Source organism: Mesorhizobium sp. LNJC391B00, assembly GCF_000502535.1.
Lineage (GTDB): Bacteria > Pseudomonadota > Alphaproteobacteria > Rhizobiales > Rhizobiaceae > Mesorhizobium.
Window position 1 is genome coordinate 1 of sequence record NZ_AYWI01000023.1, and the last position, 24343, is coordinate 24343.

The window sequence follows — 24343 nt, forward strand, 5'->3', positions numbered from 1 at the left end:
CCCGTGTGTCGTGCAGATGCAAGGAAAGCGCGACCTCGGGACCGATGTCGTCGCTCAGGCGGCGACAAAGCGTGATAGTCATCCGGCATGCCCAACCGCACCCGACTTTCGTTTCTGCCTTCAAGGAGCGTCGCAAGGGCCTCGTCTTCTATCTCGCGAATCCTGCGTGCGTAGCCTAGGAGGCGCTCAGCAATCGGAGTTGGCGTCACCCGGCGGTGGCCTCGATCGAACAATCGCAGATCGAGACGCTCTTCCCACCTGCCGATTGCCATACTGACGGCGGCTTGGGTTCGACCGAGGCGCTCAGCGGCCGCGGTAAACTGCCTGTTTCTGCGACAGCGACGAACGCTGCAAATGCATCGCTGTCGAGGTTGCGCATTCATCCAACTCCAATGGCTCGCAGGGTTTGATTATGCCAGATGATGACACGTTGGATATCGATCGGACGGAAAGTCGACCAGTATGCCGCCCAGCTCGAGTTGGCCCGATGCGGCAAGAGCATAGACGCAAGCAAGATCCCAGTGATCATCATGATCGAGATAGGGGCGAAACAGGTGGCTCTGGTGAAGCAGTCTTATGGTCATGCGAATCCTCAGATTATTCTTTGACGCTCGACATCGCGACTGAGTCGGTGAAGAAGCGTTGGAAGCCCAGTAGAATGGCTGCAGGAATGAGGCTCAGGATTGTCGATGCCGCGAAGACCTGGCCGTAGTCGCTGGAGCGCTGCCCCACCATCAGGCCGAGGGTGATTGGGGCTAGGAACATGTCCTGGCGCGTCGTGACTAGAAGGGGCCAGAGATAGGCCTGCCATTGCCCATTGAAGATGATGACCCCGGCGCCGATGAGAGCCGGACGCGAAAGCGGTAGGAAAATCTGCAGGAAAATCCTTAGCCAGCCCGCTCCATCGATTTGAGCCGCTTCAATCAGCGAACGGGGTATGGCGAGGAAAAACTGCCGCAGCAGGAAGATCACCATGCCGCTGCCCACGAAGGGCAAGATCAGTGCTGTATAGGTGTTCTGCAGCCCCGCGCGTGCGAAGATGGCCGACAACGGGACAGCCACGACCTCCTCGGGGATCAAAAAGCTGAAGACGATCATGGCGAAGACGACCTCGCGGCCGCGCCACTGCATGGCGCTCAACGCGAAGGCTGCGGCTGCGCATACCAGAAGTCCCACGACCACCGTACATACGGCCACGACGATCGAGTTGATCAATCCGCTCCGGAACGCTCCGCCGAGCGCGCTGCCATAATTTGCCAGGGTCGGCTGTGGCGGAATGAAGCTGCCTATGGAAAGCGGATTGAGCGCGGTGAATATCTCGTTACTGGGCCGGAGGCTTCCGGCAACCAGCCAGACGATCGGCAGCAAGAAGCCGGCGGCGACGGCGATGCCGAACAGGAGCTGAACCATGCGTCTCGCCCCGGCCGAACTCTTTTCTCCGGCGCTCACAGTTGCTTATCCCGCGAGAGCAACCGGAACTGGATGAGGATGATGACCATCATGATGACCATCAAGGTCAATGATTCCGCAGCGGCCAGTGACACGTCGTTGAAAAAATAAGCCTGCTGATACACGTCGAACATGACGAGCTGCGTGCTGCCGCCGGGCCCGCCTCGGGTAAGTATCGCGATCGGAGAGAACAGCAGAAATGAGGCTACTGTGTCAGCGACGATTACGAAGGCTAGCGGCCGACGCATCAGCGGGATAGTGATGTGCCACAGCGACGAAAGCTTTCCAGCGCCATCGATTGATGCTGCCTCGTAGAGTTCGCGAGGAATGTCCTTTAGGCCACCGATAAGAAACATCATCCAGAAGCCGACACCGATCCACGAGCTCATGACAATGATCGACATCAGTGCCTGGTCCGCGGATGCGAGGAACGGCTGAGCGCTGAAGCCCACCGACATCAACATCGCATTTGCCAGTCCCTCGGGGCGGTATGCGGCGCCCCACAGGATGGCTGCGACGCTCGAAGGGATGACCACCGGCAGGAACACCAAGACACGCAGCAGCGAGACGATCCGGGAGTTCTCGGCAAACAGCAAGGCGAGGCCGAAAGCGATTGCCGTCTGCAGCGGCACAGTCACCACCACAAAGGTTAGGGTAGCCTGCACGGTCTTTGCAAACGTAGGCGCCGCAAAAAGGAACTCGAAATTATCGAGCCCGGCGAATTCCCCATCAGGCCCGGACAGGCTCGCCTGAATGAGCCAGCCTGCGGGCAACAACCGGAAACCAATGAGGCCAACCAGAGCCGGCGTCAGGAATAGGAACGGCGCTATGGCCGCTCTCCATTTTGAACGTCGACCAATGATGGGAGCGGCCCTTACAGTCCGTCCCTCAGAAACCGCTCCCATCGCCATCGGTGTCAGCGCTCGATCCGCTTGAAACTACGCTCGAGTTCACTTTGAAGCTGCGTCAACGTCTGAGCGGCGTCACTTCCGTTGCGGATATCGCTAAAGGCACGCGCGAACAGTTCCTCCAGTTGGAGGTATCCCGGGGTACGCGGTCGCCGGATAGCCGTATTCGCGAGCTCATAACTCATCAAAAGGTCAATACCCTTTAGATTGGGACTTTGCTCAGGAAGGCTCCTCATCACCTCGGCCGTAGCCTCGATGTTCGCTGATAGATTGCTTCCGTTGGTGGCAACTACCGCCCCATCTTTGTCCAGGCACGCGTAGTTCAGGAATTTCAGAGCCTGATCGGCGTTCGTGGTGTCCGCCGCCACTCCCAGATGGTATGATTCAGAAGGCGTCACCGCCTTGCCACCGGCAAAATACGGATGAGGCGCCACTCCATAGTCAAGACCGGCGGCCTTGTTGAATTGGGCGATTCCCCAGGGACCGCCAACAAAGAATGCGAGCCGACCAGCTATGAACAGATCGCGCCCCTCTTGGTTTTGGGTCGGACCACGCGAAGCCACGCCATCGGCGAAGAGGCTTCCATACCATTTTCCTGCCTTCAGCCAAGCATCGTTCGCCACGTCCACGGTCAGCAGGTTATCACCCTTGACGCCTGGCCCACCGCCAAGCGACTCCGGAAGGATCTGTAGCTGGTAGTAGCGATCGACTTGCTCGAATGAGAGGCCGACCTCGGCTCCGGCCGCCTGGACCTTCTTGGCAAGCTCGATGACCTTCTCCCAGGTCATGCGCGCATCGGGCGAGACATCCGGCACTTCAACGCCAGCTTTGGCCAGAAGCTTCTTGTTGAAGAACAGGAGCTGCGTTGACTCCCACATCGGCATCGACAGCATCTTACCGTTGTAAGTAGCGCCCTGCACATCGCTGGGGAACAGCACGCCCTTGGTCTTTTCTTCAAAGGCACTCGTCAAGTCCTTCAACATGCCCGCTTTGGCGAAGATCGGGACGTAACTCGGGTCTACGAGGAAGACATCGATCCCGGAATTCCCCGTCCGGAAACGCTGAACTAGCGTGTTCTGAAGGTCTGCAAAAGGCACGCCCTCCCAGCGATCCTTTATGCCCGATACCTTCTCGAAGGCCGCGAGGAGCGCCTTGTATTCTGTCCCGTCTCCATCGCCGAAAAGCGTCAGCGTCTGATCCTGCGCCATGGCGGGCAACGACCCAAGTAGTGGCAGCGACGACACCCCCAACATGCTGGTCAAGAAGCCGCGCCGACCCAAGCGATAGCCCATTATAGTCATCTTGTTTCCTCCCGTTCGTTCTGCGGACCCACAACAAGGGAACCACTCCACTTGACATCGAGGCGCATCGCACCTTAGTTCATTTCTTGCAAGAATGCAATATCCTAATATTGCCAACCATCCACGGACTCAGCAGCAGCCCTGTGCGACAGCGCGGTGCTTGCCCCAGTCGGTGAAGGCTTGCTTTATCGACAGGGCAAGGGGACAGTCGTTGCCAAGTGTCACATTGGCCGGGATCTGCTCACTTTTTCAGGGTTTTCGGAAGAAGCGGTGAGATCGTCATCGAGCAATTCTGTGGAGCCGTCGCCGGTGACTTCGTCCATCTCATCGAAGCCGGCCCGCACGGCATCGCGGTCTACCGGGATGGGAATGGGCCGAGCGCGGCGAAGTCACGTTGACTGAAGCCGCCGGGATGCTCAATCTGAGCTCCGTGACGGTCCTTCGCCAGCTTGCCGCCGGCATCATTCCTGCCGAGCAATATTGCAAAGGCGCACCATGGGTCATCCCGAGATCGAGATCAGCTTGCAAGCCGCCGTCATACCCGCCTGACGGTGAGAAAGAACCGGCGGCGTCAAACGCGGTGGTCCGTCGAGTCGGAGACGGTAGAGCTAATCCGCGCCTGCGCGCGACTGATGTCCGACAGGGCCATTGCCGGACTACTCAACGGGGACAGGAAAGCGGACAGGTGGATCGAACCGGAGCTCCGCAACACGCATATGTCGGTCGATCGTCCCGCTGAGGCCGTGGCAGCCGCACTTAACGTGCGACCTATGAAAGCGCGAGCCGGATATCGAAGATTCGCGTCTGATCGAGTACGTCAGGCACTCAAGGCGCCCCTCATCACCAAGTTCGGAGCAAGAGACCCTTGACTTTCAATAACGTAGACAGATGGTCATTATGACGCGGGACCAGGACCATCACCGCGCTCCCTTTCGTGCCACGATCGATCAGCCGGACCGCTTTCGTCGCTCGAGGGATGTCGGAGCGCATCTGGGTCTGACCCCGGCACGTTACCAATCTGGCGAAACGGACATTCAGGGCAAGGTGAGCTGATGCAGTGACGAACTCGCCCGCACGGCCCTTCATGATGCGGCTCATTCGCTGCTCGTGCTGAGCAAAAAATGGTGGAGCCTCGGAGCATGGGGCATGGCGTGGGCAAGTCGCGCGGCATGGCGCGAGCCCGAGTTGCCGTCGCCCGCAAGTTCGGTCATTCTGCATCGCATGTGGAGTGATGCAACAGAATTCCGCTTCGGCAAGGCACTCGGCCGCGTATCGGCATGAAATGGGGATAACAGACCAACGAAGGAGGAATTGATTCCGCCCGAAATGGCGTGATCCGGATCGTTCCCGTGGGGACGACGGGCAAGGTGATTTCGATAGCAGGCACGATCCTGGGCGAACTCTCCCAAGGTCGTTCAACAGATTGAGACGCCTCGCTCTACTGACCCATCATATGCGGCCTAACGTCGACCGCGAAGAGAAGCCCGCAGGGCGACATGGTCCGGAAAAATATCGGGAGGAGCTTGACCTCAACGAACCCAATCAGAGAAGCCTTCTAGGGTAATCGCTCGAAGATGACGTTGATGTCAGTCATTGCAGTAAGCCGGTATGATCTGCATTCCATCAGATTGATGATCCGAGCCCTGATACCCTTTAGATAATGCTCGCTTGGCTCGCATTGGATGACAGCAGGTCTGATGCGCTCGTAGTCAATGGCCTTAACGAGATCGTAATCCAGTCCTTCGCAATCGATCGATAAGAAATCGACCTTATTGGCATAGGGGGTCAATAGTTCATTGATACCGACCGCGCTCACCTCAATATTATCTCGGATACCTCCTATACCGTCGAAGTCGCCGAAACTTTCAACATGTGCCTTATTCACGGAGGAAAGCTCATGGGCGTTTCCGATGAAGAGCGTGGCGCATGCTTGAGGAGCGGGCAAGACCACTGACGGCACAAGAACGTCTTTCGGGCGCGCAGTCTGGATCAGCGCTCCCAATTCAGGATTGGGTTCAACCAAAACACCTCTCGCGCCTCTTTGGTACATAAGATAGGTACTTGAGGTAGAAATGGGGTGATTAGCGCCGATCTCGACATAGAACACAGTATCCCAAGATCTTTGGCTCTTGCAGAGTTTTGCAGCCAAGATTCCTTCGACTATAACGTCTTCTCCGGCTTGTGCGTAACTAGCCGGCGCGAAGTGCTTGATCCGAGAGTTCGGCAGATTGAGCCTGGCGACCTCTTGGTTTATGGACTGGTTTTCAAACTGGGACAACATAGCTCGCCCTCCAATGTAACCTGCGATTTTCGGACGAGCCGCTGCGACCGGTTTGTTGCGGCGGCTCTTGCTCATCATCGCAGCAATCGGCGTGCCACGTGCAGAATGCGGAGCTCCCCGCTTAGCAAGAATGAAACACGCGCGCCCGCTGGAGTGGCCGCGACACTTGTCGGGTTCGCGACATCGGCGCCACCAACTGTCCAGCGACTCGCCGAAGTGACGCGCAAACAGCGAAACCTGCTGCAGATCGTATCCCGCAGCGTAGATGCTATGGGGCGAGCGGCGAGGGTGTGGCATCCTTCGGCGCTGTTGGAGCCACCATCAGAAGGAGGCACCCGATGCCGCAGTCTTTTGACGCGAGCCAGTCCCTTACCGCTCTTGAACAGGATAACACTGTCATGGCCGTAATTGAGATGAGCAAGGCGGAATGGCTAATTTCCGCGCTCGTACCGAGCGCCAGCCCCTCAAGAAGATGAACGCTTCGCCCAGGTTCTGGAGGAGATGCCCGTGGTCGGCGACCTGCGTTTGCATCGGGCGCACCGCGACGTGCACCCTCAGCATAAACGCCGGCACGATCGCGAGCAATGATCTCGATGCCAGGATAGCGTTTCAGCCATGACGCGACCGTATCGGCATTTCGATCCGGCAATAGATCCAACACGCGGTTGCCCTCAAATCGCAAATGATCGTTCCGTAGCGCTGCCCATTGCGCCAGGCCCAGTCTCGATGCCGACCACACGCGGCGCTTGCGGCGGCTCCACCCCGGCCGCGGAGATCATCCGCAACAGTGTGTCGCAGCTCATCGGCCTGTCTGACAGGCGTGAGCCCGACTCGCCACCCACCGCAAGCCGATCGCCATCTGGACACCTCGAAAACCGGCAATCGAGAACGCATTTTGATTCACCTGGCGATTTACTCGGAGGCGTTGGATGCGATGACAGGCTGGGTTCTGGGATATTGACGAGCGCTATGTCCGGCTGAGCGAGGCCGGCGACCTATTGGAGAAGCTGAACGCGGTGGTGCCTTGGGAGGTTTTTCGGAAACCGCCGGCGAAGGCGCTGAAGCGCTCCGATGGCGCCAAAGGCGGCCGGCCGACGATGAGAAGATCTTCGACGTCGAGTGGGAAGCCTGGGTCGGCGACAATCCGAATCAGTGGCACGAATCTGCGTGGGAGCAATATTATCGCCCGGCACCCTTGTGGAAATTTCTGTGGTCGCGGCTCGCCCGCTAACATCGAACACGCTCAACTCGATCGCAAACGCCGGCTTATGCAAGAACAACATATCTGCATCCTTCGGCTGGTTGTTTTCGAGTGCATCGATAGTGGCACGCGCCATCGCTTATCCCGTTCACTCAGGTGGTAACCATATCTGGAGGAGTTCGTGGGTGACAGGCAGCCGCCAGGCGTCTATGCGGCGTCGGGCGGCCGAAGCCCTAATTTCCCAGCCGGTGGAAGTACGACAAACCGCCGCCGATCGAGACGTTCGTCAGGGATTTCCAGGACGATTACGCCTGTGCGGACTACTTGTTCCGCACGCGGTGGCCTGACGGTTTCGTCTGCCCGCACTGCGGTTCAAGGAAAGCTTGGCGCCTCCAATGTCGCCCATGGCTTTGGAGTGCTCCGGTAAGGGCAGCGACCGGGGGTGTCGGCGCCAGACTTCGGTGATCGCAGGCCCCGTCATGCGGGGCACGCATCTGCGGCTTCGCAAGTGGTTCCTGGCCGCCTACCTGATGCACGATCTCGGCGCTTCAGCTCCAGCCCAAGCTCGACGTTTCCTACAAGACGTCGTGGCTGCTGCTGCACAAGCTGACGGCGCGCAATGGTCGATCCGGACCGGACCCCTTTCGGGGACCGTCGATGTCGACGAGTCATCCATTCCGTACAGACGGAAAGATGACGCGCTGAAGAGGGGCGGCGGCAGCAGCAAGGCGAACCAGATCTGGATCGCCGGGGCGGTCGAGACGGTGGGCAGGTTCGGTGTCGGCCGCGTCCGGCTGGCGCGTATCGCGGACCGTTCGGCCGCGAGCCTGGTGCCGTTCGTAGAGGCGAACACCCTGCTGGGAACCAAGCTGAGGACGGACCATCACGCGCCCTACGACAAGGTACCTGGCCGTCCTTTGACCAGGGTGAACATCAATAAATCCAAACTCCCCGCACACCTCCTTCTGAAATGGCCCCACGTTGTCTTCGGGGCGCTTGGCACATTTCACGGATTCCGGGAGAAGCATCTCGATGCGTAGCTGAATGAATTCGTCTTCCGCTGGAATAGGCGGCGGAGCTTCCGAGGCACCTTGGACAGGATGCTTGGAATCGGCCATCGCATTGGCCCAATCACCTACCGCGAAATCATCGGAGACACTCGGGAATGGAAGCAGGAGCACATCGACGCGTCGCGATGTGCCATCCGAACAAGCAGCAGATCGTGAAGGATCTCGCGAGCTATTACCGCGCCCCCCCGGCTCGAGGTCATGGAGAATCTCGTCTGGTCGATGAACGGCTCGCAACCGTTCCTCGCCCGGTCTCCGCGGCGCCAGTACCGGACGTTCCGGCTCCGGGCGGTCGTAGCTGCGCGGATCATGGCAACTCCTTCGGTGCTCCACCCGAATTCGAGCCTGGCTTTGCGGTCCTCCTCCCGAAGCCCGCGACGATTACCAGCGTACTGGAAATCTGCATTATTTTCCTCCCAATACTCCCGGAGGGCATGGCGCGTGATCGCTTATCCCCTTCGCTCAGGGACACACCACGTATAGAGGGGAAGTTTCGGGGGCTTCTGCGGGAGTCGTGACGATTGGAACGCAGGGGAGGTTGCCTCCGAGCGCCACAGTTGACAGACGCCCTGCTAATAAAGCGCATGACCCGCTTCATATCGCGACACCGGAATGCTGATTATCGCTCTGGCTCGTGGCATTCTGGATCGAAATTCTGGATCGTGCTTCAGGTCTTGGTGCAGGCCCAAGGAATGGCTGCCGAGTTTATCCTTTGGAAATCAGAATTGGAAACTTGACAATGAAACACCTTGTCGGAGGCATCTCCAGCGCCGGGCCCGCCCTTCCACTGCTCGATGGCAGAGCCATCTACATCGACAGGGCAAAGGGGCCGTATCTTTGGACGGATGAAGGGGCGCGGATGATCGACATGGCCCTCAGGTTCGGCGCTATCCTTCTGGGACATGCCGATCCGGTGGTCAATTCAGCCATCGCCGAGGCGGTCGAAAAGGGCTCGATTCCTGCCTTTGCCCACGCCGACGAGGAAAGGGCCGCTGAAGCGCTGAGTGCCCCCTGCGGGCCGCTGCAGAGCGTGATCTTCACCAATTTCGGCAGCGAAGCCGTCCATCTTGCGGCCGTAGAGCCCGTGCGGTGACGGGCCGGCGCATCGTTGATTGCTCCCTGCCTATTGCGGCGGATGAGTTCTTGGCCGAGTCCTTCGAATCGCATAGCCGGCACGAAGCGTGGGATAGGGGCGACTGTAAATGATTCGTGTGGAGGTCCATACTAACGGCGACGAGGCAGCAGTGCTGGAGTGGTTCTACGCTTGGGACTACTTCGGTGTCCTAATGCGTGTGTTTTGAGTCGCATGCGAAGGCATTAGGCGCCGCAGCCAGGGGTGACCCCCTGGAAGATGTCACCGAGCATAATAACCTTTGCAGGACCCTAAGCGGCGAGTGACATTGAGGACGGGCGAGTGATCTATCTCTATGCCGCGTTCGATAACACGGATCCCGCACTGGCCCTGTGGGAGGTGCGCGGCCCTCGAGAGGCCTTACTGGCGATGCCAACGGAGAATCGGGAGGAAGTCGAAACAGCCATAGAAGCGTATTCCGACGAAGCCGCCCATCGGAATATGCATTCGAGTGCAAGGAACTGTGCAAATTCAAGGCGCGGACTCTCGGAAAGCCGCCTTCAACACCTGCAAAAGCGTCTTTCCGCCGACGCGGGAGACGCTTTTGCCGACATCGACCGCCGGTTTCTGGTCTTCGTCGTAATCGCATTCTCGAAGGCGCGAGAGCGTTGCCATCACCGCCGGCATGGCAACGGGATTGGCGCAATAGGTTCCGGCGCGTACCGCCCGGCCGTCGTCAGCGGCTTCCATGATTCCGGGTCGACCAAGCACCGCTGCAACGGCGAATCCGTTGGCGATCGGCCTTGCCCACGGTGGCAATATCCGGATCGAGCTCCAGCCCGTGGCTTTGCGTTTGTGAGAAGCATTGCCGCACGAACCAGGGTCGCATACCGTAGGTTGTACTTTGAACGCCTCCCGAAGCGTGGTGCAAACTCATGTGGCGACAGTTGCAATTCGAATGGCGAACGATTGACACTCATCAATGATTTCAATGACGACGTGTTAAGCCGTATGGGGCAACCAAGAGCCTTTCTTCGTTGCGGGAGACAATGACCAGGCACAGGAACGGACAAATGCGGTCTCTTCGAATAACCTATGCATAGGCGAGACGATCGCCGTCTACCTGACAGGGCTTCGCCAGGAGCGCACCCGGTCACGCCAGACATGTGTCCGATGCGCCAGCTTGGGCTCCGCGGCCTGCCCGTGAGCACGGCCATCGCTTCAGGCCGTAAAAAGCTTATCGCCGTGCATCAAGGCGGCCAACTACGTGCATCACCTTTAACATTTCTTCATCAAAACATCACAAAGCTCTTGCACGCACAAACACAGACGTCCTCAACATAATCAACTACTTGGCAAACAGCGTCGCGTTCTCACCACCACGTTGACGGGAGGCTCTATGCAGTGATAGCCTTCGGCCAAAGCTTGGTGAGATGCAAAGGATCAAGCAATAGTCCGATGTATCTTGACGTAATCCGCATTTCGTTCTGCAAGAGCAGAGGTTAAGGACCAGATGGGAATCGTCTGGTGGTAGGACAGCGGATTTTTGCTGCGCAGCCCCTAGCTAGTTCGAACCCCACTCTCCCAACCAGTTCAGGACATTGTGTCGCGAAAGCGGTTGCCGCTAACCTCGACATTTTGGCGATGCGGAGGACCCAGCCTCGCGACTTGACAACAAGTGAGACGCTCCCAGCCAGAACGATCGAGCTTGAGCGGATATACCCAAAGGAGAAACACGTGCAGCATATAATGGAGCGCTTGGTCGCCAAGCTAAAGCAGGCCGATATTGATCCGCTGCTTTTTGACAAGTCCCGTATGGAACTTCCGTCTATCCATCACAATGATGCAATGTTTCCGCCCGGGCGCGGTCTAACAGAAAAAACCACCCGGCGGCAGAAACCGGAGGATCGCCTGCTCTGGACCGACATACGTGATACACACCATACGATGCAGATAAAGGCGCCCGATATCCAAAATATTCTCGGCGTTTTTGGCGAGTCCATAAAGGTACTCTCACTTGACTGTTTCGATACATTGCTATGGCGCAAGACAGCGACACCTGAAGATGTTTTCGCCGTTCTGGCCGACAATCCCATCGCGCGAAGCTTGGGGATAACTCGACACCAACGCATTAGCGCTGCTGCGCGTGCCTATCGAGCGAAGTGTTTAGAGAACGGATCCGGGCAGATCGACATCCGTGACATTTATCGGTTTTTTACGTCGCTTTCTGGTGAGGAACGGGAGCTATTGGCCGAGACTGAAATCCGGACCGAAATAAAGGTTTGCTTTGCATTCTCGCCGTACGTAGACCTGATCAGGCTAGCGCACACCCGTGGTCTCAAAATTATTATCGTGAGCGATACGTATTTGCGCGAAGACGAGTTAAGGCGCCTCTTGGCTCAGCATTTGCCTGCAGACGCTATGCGGGCAATCAGTAAGGTTTACTGCTCCGTCGATTACGGGACGTCGAAGAGTCATGCCCTTTTTGAGATTGTAATCAAGGATTGTGGCGTACCAGCATCTCAACTACTTCACATCGGGGATAATGAAGTAGCCGATGCGCAAGCGCCGCGAAAATTGGGCGTACGTGCGCTGCATTTCCTACAGTTTGATCGAGAGGTCGCAGACTTCTTGCGCCTACAGCACGCGGCAACTCCGTTAATCGTACTCGAACAGGCAGCACCCGAAACAGTCGTTGGGCCCTGCTATAGTCCGTTTCGGCCGATTTTTTCTGTAGCAAACCTAAAGCGATACGCGCCTGAGACAGTGATCGGCTACATGTCGTTTGGTCCGGTGCTATATGCCTATTCCCGTTTTCTTATGGAGGAGGTAGCTGCGCTACAACAGCAGGGCAAGAAAGTAAGGGTCTTGTTTTTGTTGCGTGATGCTTATCTTCTTTCAGCTGCCTGTGAAGCCTATGCAGGCAAGCCCGTTGGCAAGCTGGTGCGAATCCGTGGATTCGTTGCTATTGCAGCCTCTTTCAGAACCCGCGCCGACGTTGATTATTACATCAGCGGGATCAATCCCGAAGTTCACGATTTTTATTGTGCTGCAAAACAGCTTTTGCTGCCGCCAGAAATCACCGAATCGTTAATACGGATCGCCCATCAATCGGCCGATCCACAGGCGGCGTTCTATCAACTGCTGCGCGGAGACGATGTGTTAGATTTGATTTTCGAGAACTCATCTGCTTTGCGTGCCCGGTTGATGCGCTATATGTCAAAGCAACTGAAGTTGGAAGAAGGGGATACCGTTGTCTTGGCCGACACCGGCTATAGCGGCAGAACGCTGGAGTATCTGACTCGCACCTTCAAAGAAGTATCGAAGATTGATATGCTAGGCCGCTATGTTGTGGCCTCCGATGAACCGTACCGCTCGGCGGATAGTAAAGCACTCATTACGACCCCTTGGTGGAATTACGATCTGTTTGAGCAATGCTGCACCGCTAATGAAGGAGCGGTTGTTGGCTATGGTTCAGACGGAGATCCAGTTCTTGAGGATGTCGAACTTAGCGAGAAGCAGTACGAGAAGGTCATCAATGTTCAAGCTGAATGCGTGCGGTTCATCAACGATGCGCGGGCGTTTTTTACCAAGGCTGGTGTGACACATGAGTATTCTATTTTGCAGCGAGCCGCCCATGCCGCCTTATTCCGTCATGCCCACATGCCTATTGAAGCGGAGTTGGAATATTTCAAGGACTTCCAGCACGACAACTTTATGGAATTGGATCGCAGGAAGTCGTTCTACCATATAGAAAGTGCTTTGAAGAATGCTAGGCACTTGCCCTCACCTTATCGGCTGGGTGCATATGACACTCGCGGCTTGGGGCTTGACTTCACATTCAGCGCTTTAGTACAAAAAAGGTTTCAACTTGATCTATGTTCGGAAGATATGAATTTGCGTTTTTCACCTCTGACAGTCTCGATACGGAGGACACCCGAGTCCCAGGTCCTCTTGCTTAGAGCGCACCATCTGCATGACGGATATTTCTCTATTATGCTGCCATATGTAAGTGGCACCAGTGTAGAGATGCTTTTGGGGGAGCACTACGAGTGGTTGCAAATTGAAGATCTGCAATTTATGAATAACGCAGGAAGCGTATGCGGAAACGTATCGATCTTTCTCGATCTGGAAGAAATCAATCGTGAGGGAGAAATTTATCGGTGCTTGTCACAGGCAAGTGTCGCCACAATCCGTCCCGCTGGTTTGCAACAGTTCAAAACGCCTCATTATTATCATATGATCTTTCGCCCATTGGTTTCGAGGGCGGCGTGCAATCCGTCGTGAAGTCAGGCCGGTAGCGAGCAGCGCTGCCAGCCCGCTTCCGGCACCACTTCGCCGATCGCAGCGACCAGGCCGGTATGAGCGTCCGAGACGGCCAGTTCGACGCCTTTGAGGCCACGCGCCTTCAGCGCACGAGGAATAGGCCTTCAGGCCGAGCGGCTCTCGCGGTTGGCCATATCCACGGCCAAATCTGGATCCGGCCGTCCCAGTCGATGCCGACCGCGATCAGCACCGCCTGGCTCGTGCCTGACCTGACCTTCCTGGTCGACACCCCTTGCACATACATCTCCGTAAGGGTGGCAACCAAGGCCCGCTCGGAGCGCTGGTAGCGCTCGACCAACTCGGTGGAGAAGCGGCCCGCCCGATCCTGCGGAACCCGCAGCTCAAGCTTGCCGACCCGGGTGACAAGGGTGCGGCCGCAATAGCCGAGCGATAGCCCAGCCGCTCCGGCGTCCGGTCGCCCTTTGAAGCGCCCAGCCCAGCGCTTCATCCATCTCCGCCTCGAGAACCTCCTGCATCACCGCACGTATCTCTTCGTGCAGCCCATCCGGGTCCGAAAGCAAAATGTCTTTGATGATGGCAGCGCTGGCGGTCTTACCTTTCGTCTTGGTTATGGTGGCATTCCTTCCAGGGAAAAGGTGACGTTGAGCATGACCAGCCTGCCATGATCGCCCCCTCTCAGCGAATTTGCAGAACTCTCAGCACACTACCTATTCCTTGCGGCGCGGCCTTCTGCTTCTTCTGCATCGGGAGCTCCCGGCGTAGTACGGCGCCAACCCCAGCAGTGCGAACATTGCGACATTCTCCGCGCGCGTTTAGCGCCACCCACTGCAATATGCGTGCCAAAAGAAAGACCTCTTTAGACGGCAATCAATCGCCCGCGCGTCCGACACTTGTCGGACCTCGGACAATGCCAAAGGGTCCTGTCGTGTCGATACCGGATCAATCCACACAGTGGGAAATTTCACCCGGTATTGACACTGTCGCAAATGTTCGGCGAGAAGGTCGAGGCATGAAGTCTTCAGTTTCTGAGGAACTCGTGACCCTTAGTCCGCCAGTTCGAGCGAATGCCCCGACCGAAGCGACGACAGCACTTGGGCCGCGCGATCCAAACTGACGCGGCTCAGGAGCAGCTCTGGCGAGTCTTGAGCGGATGCACTATGTCCGCCTGCGAATCGGGGGCTGCTGCTCGGCCTGTTGATCGATGCCGCCTGACGTCGTAAAGGTGCGGAGAGCGCCCAGCTTGCCCCTATCGGCGCGGAGCTATTCTGTCCAGTGATTTCGCTGCTGCTCGCCATTGTGCCTGCGACGACGATGATCTCGCGTCAGTCTTCGCGAGTTGCGCCAGCTAAAAGCGTGTCGCGATTAATTAGCCTCCTATCCGGCAGCCTTGAAGAAGTTTCTGCATTCAACTGGCTCGAACAGGTGGCAGATATTGCCGAGAGCTTGGCAGAGTGCGTCGAAGGCTCTGGCCGCTTTCTTTCGCAGCCGCGCCTTGAGTTTTGAGTAGGCCATCTCGATCGGATTGAGATCGGGTGAGTATGGCGGGAGGAACAGGAGCCAAGGGCCCCTTTGGCGAACCAGTTGTGCGGCGCGCTCGTTCTTGTGGAAGCCGACATTGTCGAGAATGACGATATCGCCGGGCGACAGTTGGGGAGCGAGCTGTGTTTCGATGTAGTATTCGAAGATGGCGCCATTCATCCGCGCGTTGACGATCCACGGCGCGACAAGACCGTGGCATCGTAGCCCGGCGATGAAGGTCTGCGTCTGCCATTTGCCGAAGGGCGCATGGGTCCTGAAGCGCTCGCCTTTCGGCGCCCAGCCGGTGCGTTGGTCAGCTTGGTGTTGGTCGACGTCTCATCGATGAAGATCAGCCGCGCCAAAGCCTTGTTAAAGAAGCGCTTTCGCCGCCCGATCCACAGCTCACGCGCCTGGCGCACGTCGGCCCGCTGCTGCTCGCTGGCCAGTAGAGTTTTTTTATGACTGAGCCCCAAGCGATGGAGCAGGCGCCCGACATTGGAGCGGTGCACGCTCACACCACGCATCTCCAGTTCTACGCAAAGCTCATCCAGCGTCAGTTCGCCGGTCTCGGCCAATCGCAAGCGGACAAACTCGGCATGCGGCTCAAGCTTGCCGCCGCCCACATGGCCCTGCCGCGCGCTTCAAGTGAACCGGTCTGCCGCCGCAGGTTGATCAGATTGTTCACAAAGCGAGGCGAAACGCGGAAATGGCGCGCTGCCTCGCGGTGACCATGCCCCTCATCGACATACGCAACAACACGCTGACCCAACTCAAGCGGTAGCGGCTTGCACATCGCGGTCTCCTTTCAACCGCAATGAATCACGAACTCAAATCTATGGGAATCCTGAATCCATTAAATCGCGACAGGCTTTAACTGATCTACTTGAGCCGGCGATCCGCCTCTGATGACCCCATCTCAATGAGCTGGAAGAGCACACTCTTAAACCCCGCATCCATTTCGGCGAACTTCACGAGATCGCAGGGCATCGGCAAGCGTCTACTACGGCACGGCAATGAGATTGAGAGTCCAGCTCAATCAAGGTGAGAACGCCCGCGGGACGAAACGTACGTGGCATAGTCCGATCGGGTTTCCGTTCAGCGGCGGCGGCCCGTTCTTCGGGGCCAGTCTGGTGGTCGCGGGCGGCCGGGTAAGGACCCGGTTCGGAATGTTCAAGCGCGGCATGAGCGTCCGTTCACTATCTTCTGGTCAGCTTCAGCTCACGTACCCGTGTCACCGACCATCAGGGCTCACGGACGCGGCTTCGGCGTCCCAAACTTCACAGCCAACAAAGAAAGGAACCCATCGCCCGGTTCGCTTCAACTCATGCAAGGAATTCGACAAAAAATAGCGACACCGCCTAGCCCCGAGGTATGAAGAATTCATAAGCGCTTGAAATTTAAGCCTTCGCGGATTCTGGCATGACTTTTGCGGTGCGCCTCCCGAGGTTCGCCGAAACAGAGTTTTTCATGCGCACATAGAATCCAAAATTGCGCACATAGAATCCAAAATAATGCGAGATCGACAGATCCGATGGCTGCCAAGAAGGTGAAATTCCATTCCGACGCGCCCGAGCGCATGCTGCGCGGCGTCAACATCCTCGGCGACGCGGTGAAGGTCACCCTCGGCCCCAAGGGCCGCAACGTCGTCATCGACAAGTCGTTCGGCGCGCCGCGCATCACCAAGGACGGCGTCACCGTCGACAAGGAAATCGGGCTTGAAGACAAGTTCGAGAACATGGGCGCGCAGATGGTCCGCGAAGTTGCTTCGAAGACCTGCAACATTGCCGGCGACGGCACCACGACCGTGCGTGCCCCGGCGATCGTATGCGAAGGCGCCAAGGCAGTTGCTTCGGAGATGAACCCGATGGACCTGAAGCGCAGCATCGACAAAGCCGTCGGCGCCGTCGTGGCCGAGCTCAAGGTCAACGCCCGCAAGATCACCAACAATGACGAGATCGCCCAGGTGGGCACCATCTCGGCCAATGGCGACGCCGAGATCGGGCGTTTCCCGATAGATGCGATGCAAAAGGTCGCCAGCCAAGGCGTCATCCCCGTCGAGCAAGCCAAGACCGCCGAGACTGAGTTGGAAGTCGTCGAAGGCATGCAGTTCGACCGCGGCTATCTCAGCCCGTATTTCATCACCAACCAGGACAAGATGCGCGTCGAGCTCGAAGAGCCCTATGTGCTGATTCACGAGAAGAAGATCTCCAACCTGCGAGCCCTGCTCCCGTTGCTGGAGGCAGTGGGTGCAGTCTGGCAAGCCGCTGCTCATCATTGCCGAGGACAGATCGGAAGAGCACACGTNCCTGACTGGCGGCACCGCCATCAGCGAGGATCTCGGCATCAAGCTGGAGAATGTCATGCTGGAGATGCTAGGCCGAGCCAGAAAAGTCTCGATAGAGAAAGAGAACACCATGATCGTCGACGGCGCCGGCGCGAGAAGCCGGAGTTCGGCAATGGCTGGAACGCTCAGACCAACGAGTGCGACGATCTCTGCAGCCAAGGCGTGATCGACCCCACCAAAGTTCCTTCGGCAATATTCTTGCAACAATGCAATATCCTAATATTGCCAGCCACCAAGCCGTGTGATAGGAATTATTCGACTTGAGGAGACCGTATGATTCAGCCCGGTAGAACTCCACTTCATATTCAGCTCGCCGATATCATTCGGTCTCAGATCGAGAGCGGCGTCTTCAATGCTGGCGATCAGCTCCCCACTGAGATGGAGTTGATGAAGCAGCACGAACTCAGCAGCAGCACTGTGCGACAGGCGGTGCTTGCCCTTGTCGGTGAAGGCCTGCTTTATCGACGCGCTGGCAAGGGGACATTCGTTGCCAAGTGTCACATCGGCCGTGATCTGCTCACTTTTTCAGGATTTTCGGAAGAGGCCGTGGCGCGTGGCTTCCGGCCGGGTACAAGGCATATGACGGTCGACTGGCGTCCCGCTGATGCCGTGGCAGCCGCACTTAACGTGCCGACCGATGAGAGGGTCTTGACCATCGAGCGCCTGCGCACGATAGACGACGAGATTGTAGCGGTTGAGACAGTTTCGTTCGTCGCGGCAATCGGGCGCGAAATGGAAAAGCTCAACCTTGCCGACACCTCTTTCACCGAGATTCTCGAGCAGCAGCTTGGTGTGCCGCTTGCCCGGGCCAGGCAGGAGATACGGGCCGGCACCGCGCGTGCGAAACTGGCAAAAGCATTCGACGTGTCGAGCGGCACTGCGGTGCTGCAAATCGACCGTACCGCCTTCGATACGACCGATCGGGCTATTTACTTTTCGTCCTCGTCCTACCGAGCCGATCGCTACATTTACAGCGGCTGGATCGAACGCAAGAGCGCCTCGATCGCTCAACCACGCCAATTAATCGGCCGGAGCAGATGATGCCCACCTGCGAAGTTTACGTCGTTGGCTCGTACGGAGTTGCGTTTTGGATTGAGGGCGACGTGCCAGCGCCGGGCGAAACCCTGCTGGGGTCGGGATTTGCCTTCGGAAATGGCGGCAAGGGCTCTAATCAGGCTATCGGAGCTGCGCGACTCGGCGCCAGATGCAAACTGCTGGCGGGCGTTGGCGCCGACAAATTCGGTGATGAGGCACTGCAACTCTGGCGAGCCGAAGGCATCGACTGCTCGGCGGTGAGGCAGATGGCCGAGACACCGACGATGGCCGGGATCATCATTCTCGACGCCGCAGGCGAGAACCGCATCATCACCGATCCCGGCGCGAACGCGCGGCTCACGGCGACCGATGTCGAAACCTTCGCCGCCACCTGGACGAGCCCGGGCATCCTAATCACACAGCTCGAGATCCCAGTCGAGACGGCGGCCCGCGCGCTTGCCATTGGCAAGGCGCGGGGCCTGACGACCATCCTTAATCCCGCACCTGGGCGCGCCCTGCCGAATGAGATCCTTGCCGACGTTGACATCCTAACGCCGAACCAGTCCGAAGCGCGTATCCTGCTGGGGCTCGACGCGGACGATCGCCGGGCCGACGCCGATTTAGCGGCAAGACTGCGCGGTCTCGGCGTGGGGCACGTCGTCATGACGCTGGGAACGGATGGTGCCTTGATTGTCGGCCGCGACGGACTGACCAAGATCGCGAGCTACCCGGTCGACGTCGTCGACACCACCGGGGCCGGAGATGCATTCAACGGGGCACTCGCTGCAGGGCTGGCCAGTGGACTGACCCTCGCTGACGCCGTTCGCCGCGGCACTGCGGCGGGCGCCCTCGCAGTCACGAAAAAGCTCGTGGTTCCGGCATTGCCCGATGAGAGGCAGATTGCAGAATTGATGAAAACCGGACCGCTTGCGCATGAAGATTAAGGTTGCTTTCCTTCCCACCAGCCCCATGGCTATTGCCGGAGACGTGTGCATTGTCGTGGATGTAATCCGCGCCACGACGGCTCTTGTCGGACTTTTCGACGCTGGCAGCGATCGTGTGTTTGTCGGAGGATTGCGCTCGGACGCCAGGAAAGCACGCGCCGCCGTGGGTGAGAATGGCGTTATTTGCGCGGAGCTGGATGATGGATCAACGCCCCTCGGATTCGATCATGAGCCCTCGCCGTCCCTCCTGTCCCGACTTGATCTGACGGGTCGCTCCGCGATGCTGGCAACGGCCAATGGCACGCCAGCCATTCTCGCGGCAGTTCGCGAAGGCGCAGCCTTAATACTGCTTGGTTCGCTGCGAAACCTGAATGCGGTGGCGCGGCGTGCGCTCGCGGAGGCATCATCGCGCAATGCAGACATCACGATCATCTGCTCAGGCCAGTTGCGGAACTCACGTGTTGCAATTGAGGATAGCTATTGCGCCGGAATGATCGTGTCACAGTTTTGTGAGCTTGCGAAGGATCACGCTGTTGAACTAGACGACTCCGCGGCGCTCGCTCACGGCTTCACAAATTCGCAGGATAGTGCAGTGAAGGTGTTGCTGGGCTCGATGACAGGCCGCCGCTTCATCGGCAACTTCCGACAGAACGACGTGGAGTTCTGTGCGCGCATCAACGAATCAATGATCGTTCCGGTGGTGACCGCGCAAGGCGAAGACTGCGATCATCCGGTTTATCTCCTCGATGCATAATAGCGCAGACCCCATCAGATTGATCAGTGACCGACCTCGCGTCCTGGCCACAGCAGATCTTAGCCCGGAGGGCATCGCCTCTCTCCGCGAAATGAGCGAGCTCAAATTGCTCGGCTGGGCAGCCGGCGAGTGGTTCTGTGATCGCGATCAGCTAAGAGACCAAATTGCTGATGCCGAGGTTGTGATAGCGGGGTATGAGCGCTTTGACGAGGCGCTGATGGCTGCCGCACCTCAGCTACGCGTGATCCTGTCAGTGCGCTCGGCCCCGGAAGCGAACATCGATGTGGCTGCCGCCACTGCGCGGGGGATCGCCGTCCTCCACACCATCGGGCGAACGGATCACGGGGTTGCAGAGTTCACGGTTGCTCTCGCGCTGGGGCTCGCTCGACACCTTATCCCTGCCAGCACATGGATTAGGTCCCGCTCCCCCGACTTTGACGCCGGGGAGGCGTTTTATCATGGGACGGTGTGGGGGCGCGGCGCGAGTTCTCCCCAACTCGCATTCACGGGCATCGAGCTGCACGGTCGCACGCTGGGTATCGTCGGCTTTGGAGCCATCGGTCGTATCGTCGCGGAGAAGTTCTCCGGCTTTGGCATGAACATCATCGCCCACGACCCTTTCGTCGATGCGGCCGCGTTGAGAACCCTCGGCGTCGAACCGGTCTCACTCGACCAACTTATGGCACGCTCAGCGATCGTGACGTTGCACGCGCGGCTCAGCACGCAAACGCGGGGCATGATCGGTGCAGAAAAGCTCGAGCTGATGGCACGTGACTCCTATCTCATCAACACTGGTCGGGCCGGCCTTATCGACACAGGCGCGCTCCTACGAGCCTTGGATCGCGAACAGATCGCTGGTGCCGCGCTAGACGTCTTTGACACCGAGCCGCCTTCGGTGAGGGATCCGCTTGTTTCTCATCCACGCGTCCTTGCGACGCCTCACATCGCCGCATGGACCGAAGAAATGCGCGTACGTCACACCCGCAGCATTGTGCAAAATCTGGAGCTTCTCTTGGCCGGCAAACCCGGCACTGTGTCGAACCCCGAAGTTCTCGCGATGGCGGGGAGGACCGCGCCATGAAAATCATCGATGTCGCCTCGCGTCTCTATCACATCCCGCCGACCGTCTCCTGGGAGGACGCCACACACCGCGTTGCCAACCTCGAATTCATCATCACCCGCGTGACCACAGACGCTGGAATCGTTGGCGAGGGGGTTGCCTACACGACAGGGATCGGCGGAAGCGCCATTCTCGCCCTGATCGATGATTATTGCCGAACGATGCTTCTCGGACAAGATCCGCGACAGATCGAACGACTTTGGTCGTTCCTCTATGGCCAATTGCATCGCAGCGGCACCGGGGGCATCAACACCCTCGCATTGGGCGCGATCGACATCGCGCTATGGGATATTGCGGCCAAGTGGTACGATGTTACACTATTCCGTCTGCTCGGCGCGCGGCGTGACAGCATCCCCACCTATGGCAGTGGCATAGACCTCTTCCTCGACAGCGAGGCTCTATTCAACCAGGTCGAAGGATTCCTGGCAGCGGGCCACAAGGCAGTGAAGATCAAGATCGGTCGGGACAACGCCGATGAGGATCTCGATCGTATCGTAGCCGTGAAGAAACTGATCGGCCCCACGCGACGACTGTTCGTCGATGCCAATCAGCGCTGGAATGTCGCTGACTGCATGACGCGACTTCAGAAACTCGCCGCGTTCGACCTTGGCTGGATCGAAGAGCCTCTCCATGCCGAGGATGTTCGCGGGCACGCTGACCTGCGCCGCTTCGTGTCGCTGCCCATTGCGATCGGCGAGAGCCTATATACGCGGCATCAGTTTACTGACTATCTACAGGCCAACGCCGTCGACATCGTCCAAGCGGACGTGTGCCGCGTTGGAGGTATCAGCGAGTGGCTGAAGATTGCCAATCTGTCAGCGTCCTTCCACCGCACCATGGCGCCTCATTACATGTCAGAACTCTCTGTCGCAGTGATGTGTGCGATCGACAACGCGGAGATCCTAGAATGCGTGCATGGCGGAAGCTTCTCCGAAATGGGCGTGCTTCAGACGGAACTTCGGCTTGAGAACGGAGTGGCCTTTCCATTTGAAACACCCGGGCATGGGGTGGTGTTCGACCACGAAAAGCTCGAACCCTTCGCTGTCGATCCTGCCGAACTTCGGAAGCGGAATCTGCAGAGCGCAAAGTAATGCGGCTTCATCACGCGCGCACGGCGTTCGATTGCCACAACCTCCTAGGCGAAGGATGCAACTGGAGCGCATTGGACCATAGGCTGTGGTGGACTGACATTGAAGGAAAGTCCGTGTTTCGCTGGGACGACAACGGGAAAGTTGGGGCTGTGCGGCAACTTCCCGATCGTGCCGCGTTCGTCTTTCCACGCGAGCGGGGGGGCTTCGTGCTCGGCTTTCCTAAGTCTATAGTCATCACGGACCCAACCTTCACCGATTTCTCACAAGTGGCCGAAATCGAGCCGCATCTTCCGCAAACCCGTATCAACGACGCCGCGATCGACCCCTATGGTGGGATCGTCTTGGGCACATACAACGAACAAGGCCGTGAGCCAGTCGGAGGCCTCTATCGCATTGCGCCCAATGGCGAGGTCGTTACTTTCTTCGGTGGCGTAGCGGCCGCCAACGGCTTGGCTTTTTCGCCCGACGGCCGGATCATGTACTTCACCGACACCGCGGAGGGCACCATCAGGCGTTTCGCCTTGGCCCCGCAATTTGCGGCTCTTGCCGAGATAAGGCCACTGGCAGGCCCAAACGTCGCCCCGGGATCGCCTGATGGCGCCACCGTGGACATTGAAGGGGGCTACTGGAGCGCCAGGCTACGAGGCGGCTGTGTCGTCCGTATCGATCGAAACGGTCACCTCACAGATCACGTGGATCTGCCGAGTATGGCGCCGACCTGTGTGGCACTTGGCGGCCAAAATATGAGAACGCTATTCATAACCTCACGCCGAATCAGGCAATCGTCTGATGAACTTCTTCGATTTCCCGAGTCCGGCAACCTCTTCCGCGTGGAGGTCGGTCAGGCTGGCCGACCTCCCTTCAGTTGCAGAGTCTATACTAGGACGTAGACTCATTACCACGTAGCCAGATGCGGATTGCAACGAGTTTGAGGGCGGCAAGATAGTTCTCAGCCAGCTTGTCGTAGCGTGTCGCGATGCGACGGAACTGCTTGGCCTTGTTAAAGAAGTGTTCGACTAGATTGCGGGGAGCTGAAGCAGATTGGGTCTTTGCGGTTTGCCTTGGGCGGGATGTTGGCCCATGCCTTTCTCTCGGTGACGGCATTGCGCGAGGCATTCACATCATAGCCCTTGTCGGCGAGCAGCATTGCCCCCTGCGGCAATTCCGTGATCAGGTCCGCTGCGGAGGCGATGTCACTCATCTGGCCCGCCGTGAGCATCAGCTTGATCGGCCTGCCTTTGGCGTCGACAAGAGCATGGATTTTGGTGGTCAGCCCGCCTCGAGATCGACCTAGACAATGATTTCGATCCCCCTTTTTGCGGTCGCACCCTGCTGATGGACGCGAACAATAGAGGTGTCGATCATCTGCACCTTGCCGTCATGGGCTTTAGTGATGGCGTCCATGAGGCGGTCCCACACACCTGCTTTCCGCCATCGGACGAAGCGATTGTAACAGGTGGTGCGTGGTCCATAACGCTCGGGCAGATCGCGCCATGGCGCACCGGATCGTAGCACCCAAAAGATGCCGTTCAGCACGCGGCGATCATCCACGCGAGGCATCCCTCGCAGCTTATTGGGCAAGAGCGGCTCGATCACGCGCCATTCGGAGTCAGTCAGGTCATATCGGCTCATGCAGTGGCTGAATCAGATTCAACTGCAAATTTGGAAGCTGACAATAGGTGAACGAGCCCATTGCGGACAATCGCTGCAGCGATATTCTCCGTGTATGCAAAGATCCTTCAGCGTCGGAACACTTGTTCGGTTGGTTGCAACGCCGCCAAACCTTGTCGATGCAGACGAACTTCGAACCGCAACTCTCTTCAGCTTATGCCTCGGAAAGACGTTCCCAATCAGGGAAATAACCGACGGCATGGCTGCCTTGGATGTCGGAGAAATACTAGGTGAACCGTCGTATATGCACACGATCTACGTAGAACCCGAATTCCTTGAATTCGTTACGGGTTGACAAGC

At 58.0% G+C, this 24343-nt stretch carries 15 protein-coding genes and 8 pseudogenes; 11 read left to right on the forward strand and 12 right to left on the reverse strand.

Annotated features, from left to right (window positions below; all coding sequences use genetic code 11):
- From X750_RS1000000167235 to X750_RS135370, 5 genes and pseudogenes are all read right to left on the reverse strand, one after another.
- Positions 1 to 272 (reverse strand): annotated as a pseudogene (locus tag X750_RS1000000167235) (hypothetical protein); the annotation flags it as partial.
- Positions 206 to 379, reverse strand: a complete 174-nt coding sequence (locus X750_RS1000000167240) for a hypothetical protein (protein WP_023748905.1) — start codon at positions 377 to 379, stop codon at positions 206 to 208. The gene X750_RS1000000167240 and the pseudogene X750_RS1000000167235, both read right to left, overlap by 67 nt.
- A gap of 218 nt (positions 380 to 597) precedes the next feature.
- Positions 598 to 1410 (reverse strand): carbohydrate ABC transporter permease, encoded by an 813-nt coding sequence (locus tag X750_RS135380; protein ID WP_023748907.1) that lies wholly within the window; start codon positions 1408 to 1410, stop codon positions 598 to 600.
- Positions 1411 to 1445: 35 nt separating this feature from the next.
- Entirely contained in the window at positions 1446 to 2360 is a 915-nt protein-coding gene (locus X750_RS135375; protein ID WP_023748908.1) for a sugar ABC transporter permease, read from the reverse strand.
- A 5-nt stretch (positions 2361 to 2365) separates the two neighbouring features.
- On the reverse strand, positions 2366 to 3649 hold the full coding sequence (locus X750_RS135370; protein ID WP_198021023.1) for a sugar ABC transporter substrate-binding protein: 1284 nt from the start codon (positions 3647 to 3649) through the stop codon (positions 2366 to 2368).
- Between the two features lie 939 nt (positions 3650 to 4588).
- Between X750_RS135370 and X750_RS1000000165315 the strand changes: the two are divergent.
- Positions 4589 to 4939 (forward strand): annotated as a pseudogene (locus X750_RS1000000165315) (transposase); the annotation flags it as partial.
- A 274-nt stretch (positions 4940 to 5213) separates the two neighbouring features.
- On the opposite strand, the gene X750_RS135360 reads toward X750_RS1000000165315, so the two are convergent.
- Both X750_RS135360 and X750_RS1000000167245 read right to left on the reverse strand, forming a co-directional pair.
- Positions 5214 to 6017 (reverse strand): FkbM family methyltransferase, encoded by an 804-nt coding sequence (locus X750_RS135360; RefSeq protein ID WP_023748913.1) that lies wholly within the window; start codon positions 6015 to 6017, stop codon positions 5214 to 5216.
- 399 nt (positions 6018 to 6416) lie between these two features.
- Positions 6417 to 6787: pseudogene (locus X750_RS1000000167245) on the reverse strand (transposase); the annotation flags it as partial.
- Positions 6788 to 7413: 626 nt separating this feature from the next.
- On the opposite strand from X750_RS1000000167245, the pseudogene X750_RS1000000165330 reads away from it, so the two are divergent.
- A pseudogene (locus X750_RS1000000165330) lies at positions 7414 to 8366 on the forward strand (IS1595 family transposase).
- Positions 8367 to 8841: 475 nt separating this feature from the next.
- The gene (locus X750_RS135350; RefSeq protein WP_210164063.1) at positions 8842 to 9300 is read left to right on the forward strand and encodes an aminotransferase class III-fold pyridoxal phosphate-dependent enzyme; all 459 of its coding nucleotides are present in this window, start codon (positions 8842 to 8844) and stop codon (positions 9298 to 9300) included.
- 510 nt (positions 9301 to 9810) lie between these two features.
- Here X750_RS135350 and X750_RS135345 read toward each other — a convergent pair.
- Positions 9811 to 10029: a hypothetical protein gene (locus X750_RS135345; protein WP_023748918.1), complete on the reverse strand. Its 219-nt coding sequence runs from the start codon at positions 10027 to 10029 to the stop codon at positions 9811 to 9813.
- A gap of 987 nt (positions 10030 to 11016) precedes the next feature.
- Between X750_RS135345 and X750_RS135340 the strand changes: the two genes are divergently transcribed.
- Positions 11017 to 13566 (forward strand): HAD family hydrolase, encoded by a 2550-nt coding sequence (locus tag X750_RS135340; RefSeq protein WP_156932483.1) that lies wholly within the window; start codon positions 11017 to 11019, stop codon positions 13564 to 13566.
- A 17-nt stretch (positions 13567 to 13583) separates the two neighbouring features.
- Here the strand turns inward: X750_RS135340 and X750_RS1000000165335 are convergent.
- The 3 genes and pseudogenes from X750_RS1000000165335 to X750_RS1000000167255 form a co-directional block, all read right to left on the reverse strand.
- Positions 13584 to 14177 (reverse strand): annotated as a pseudogene (locus X750_RS1000000165335) (transposase); the annotation flags it as partial.
- Positions 14178 to 14940: 763 nt separating this feature from the next.
- Positions 14941 to 15351: pseudogene (locus tag X750_RS1000000167250) on the reverse strand (transposase); the annotation flags it as partial.
- Positions 15261 to 15608 carry a winged helix-turn-helix domain-containing protein gene (locus X750_RS1000000167255; RefSeq protein ID WP_245271921.1) on the reverse strand — a complete coding sequence of 116 codons (348 nt, stop codon included), beginning with the start codon at positions 15606 to 15608 and terminating at the stop codon, positions 15261 to 15263. The gene X750_RS1000000167255 and the pseudogene X750_RS1000000167250, both read right to left, overlap by 91 nt.
- Positions 15609 to 16615: 1007 nt before the next feature.
- On the opposite strand from X750_RS1000000167255, the pseudogene groEL reads away from it, so the two are divergent.
- From groEL to X750_RS135310, 7 genes and pseudogenes are all read left to right on the forward strand, one after another.
- Positions 16616 to 17528 (forward strand): annotated as a pseudogene (gene groEL / locus X750_RS01045) (chaperonin GroEL); the annotation flags it as partial.
- A 173-nt stretch (positions 17529 to 17701) separates the two neighbouring features.
- Positions 17702 to 18469: a GntR family transcriptional regulator gene (locus tag X750_RS135335; RefSeq protein WP_023748925.1), complete on the forward strand. Its 768-nt coding sequence runs from the start codon at positions 17702 to 17704 to the stop codon at positions 18467 to 18469.
- The gene (locus X750_RS135330; RefSeq protein WP_032904907.1) at positions 18469 to 19407 is read left to right on the forward strand and encodes a ribokinase; all 939 of its coding nucleotides are present in this window, start codon (positions 18469 to 18471) and stop codon (positions 19405 to 19407) included. Before X750_RS135335 ends, X750_RS135330 begins: the two co-directional genes overlap by 1 nt.
- Positions 19397 to 20161, forward strand: a complete 765-nt coding sequence (locus X750_RS135325; RefSeq protein WP_023748927.1) for a 2-phosphosulfolactate phosphatase — start codon at positions 19397 to 19399, stop codon at positions 20159 to 20161. Before X750_RS135330 ends, X750_RS135325 begins: the two co-directional genes overlap by 11 nt.
- A complete protein-coding gene (locus tag X750_RS135320) occupies positions 20154 to 21242 on the forward strand; it encodes an NAD(P)-dependent oxidoreductase (RefSeq protein WP_023748928.1) in 1089 nt (362 codons plus the stop codon). The genes X750_RS135325 and X750_RS135320 overlap by 8 nt, the downstream gene beginning before the upstream one ends.
- A complete protein-coding gene (locus tag X750_RS135315) occupies positions 21239 to 22372 on the forward strand; it encodes a mandelate racemase/muconate lactonizing enzyme family protein (protein WP_023748929.1) in 1134 nt (377 codons plus the stop codon). Before X750_RS135320 ends, X750_RS135315 begins: the two co-directional genes overlap by 4 nt.
- Positions 22372 to 23262, forward strand: a complete 891-nt coding sequence (locus X750_RS135310) for an SMP-30/gluconolactonase/LRE family protein (protein WP_023748930.1) — start codon at positions 22372 to 22374, stop codon at positions 23260 to 23262. The genes X750_RS135315 and X750_RS135310 overlap by 1 nt, the downstream gene beginning before the upstream one ends.
- On the opposite strand, the pseudogene X750_RS1000000165345 reads toward X750_RS135310, so the two are convergent.
- Positions 23252 to 24004, reverse strand: a pseudogene (locus X750_RS1000000165345) (IS5 family transposase). The gene X750_RS135310 and the pseudogene X750_RS1000000165345 sit on opposite strands and share 11 nt — an antisense overlap.
- Positions 24005 to 24343 lie beyond the last annotated feature (339 nt).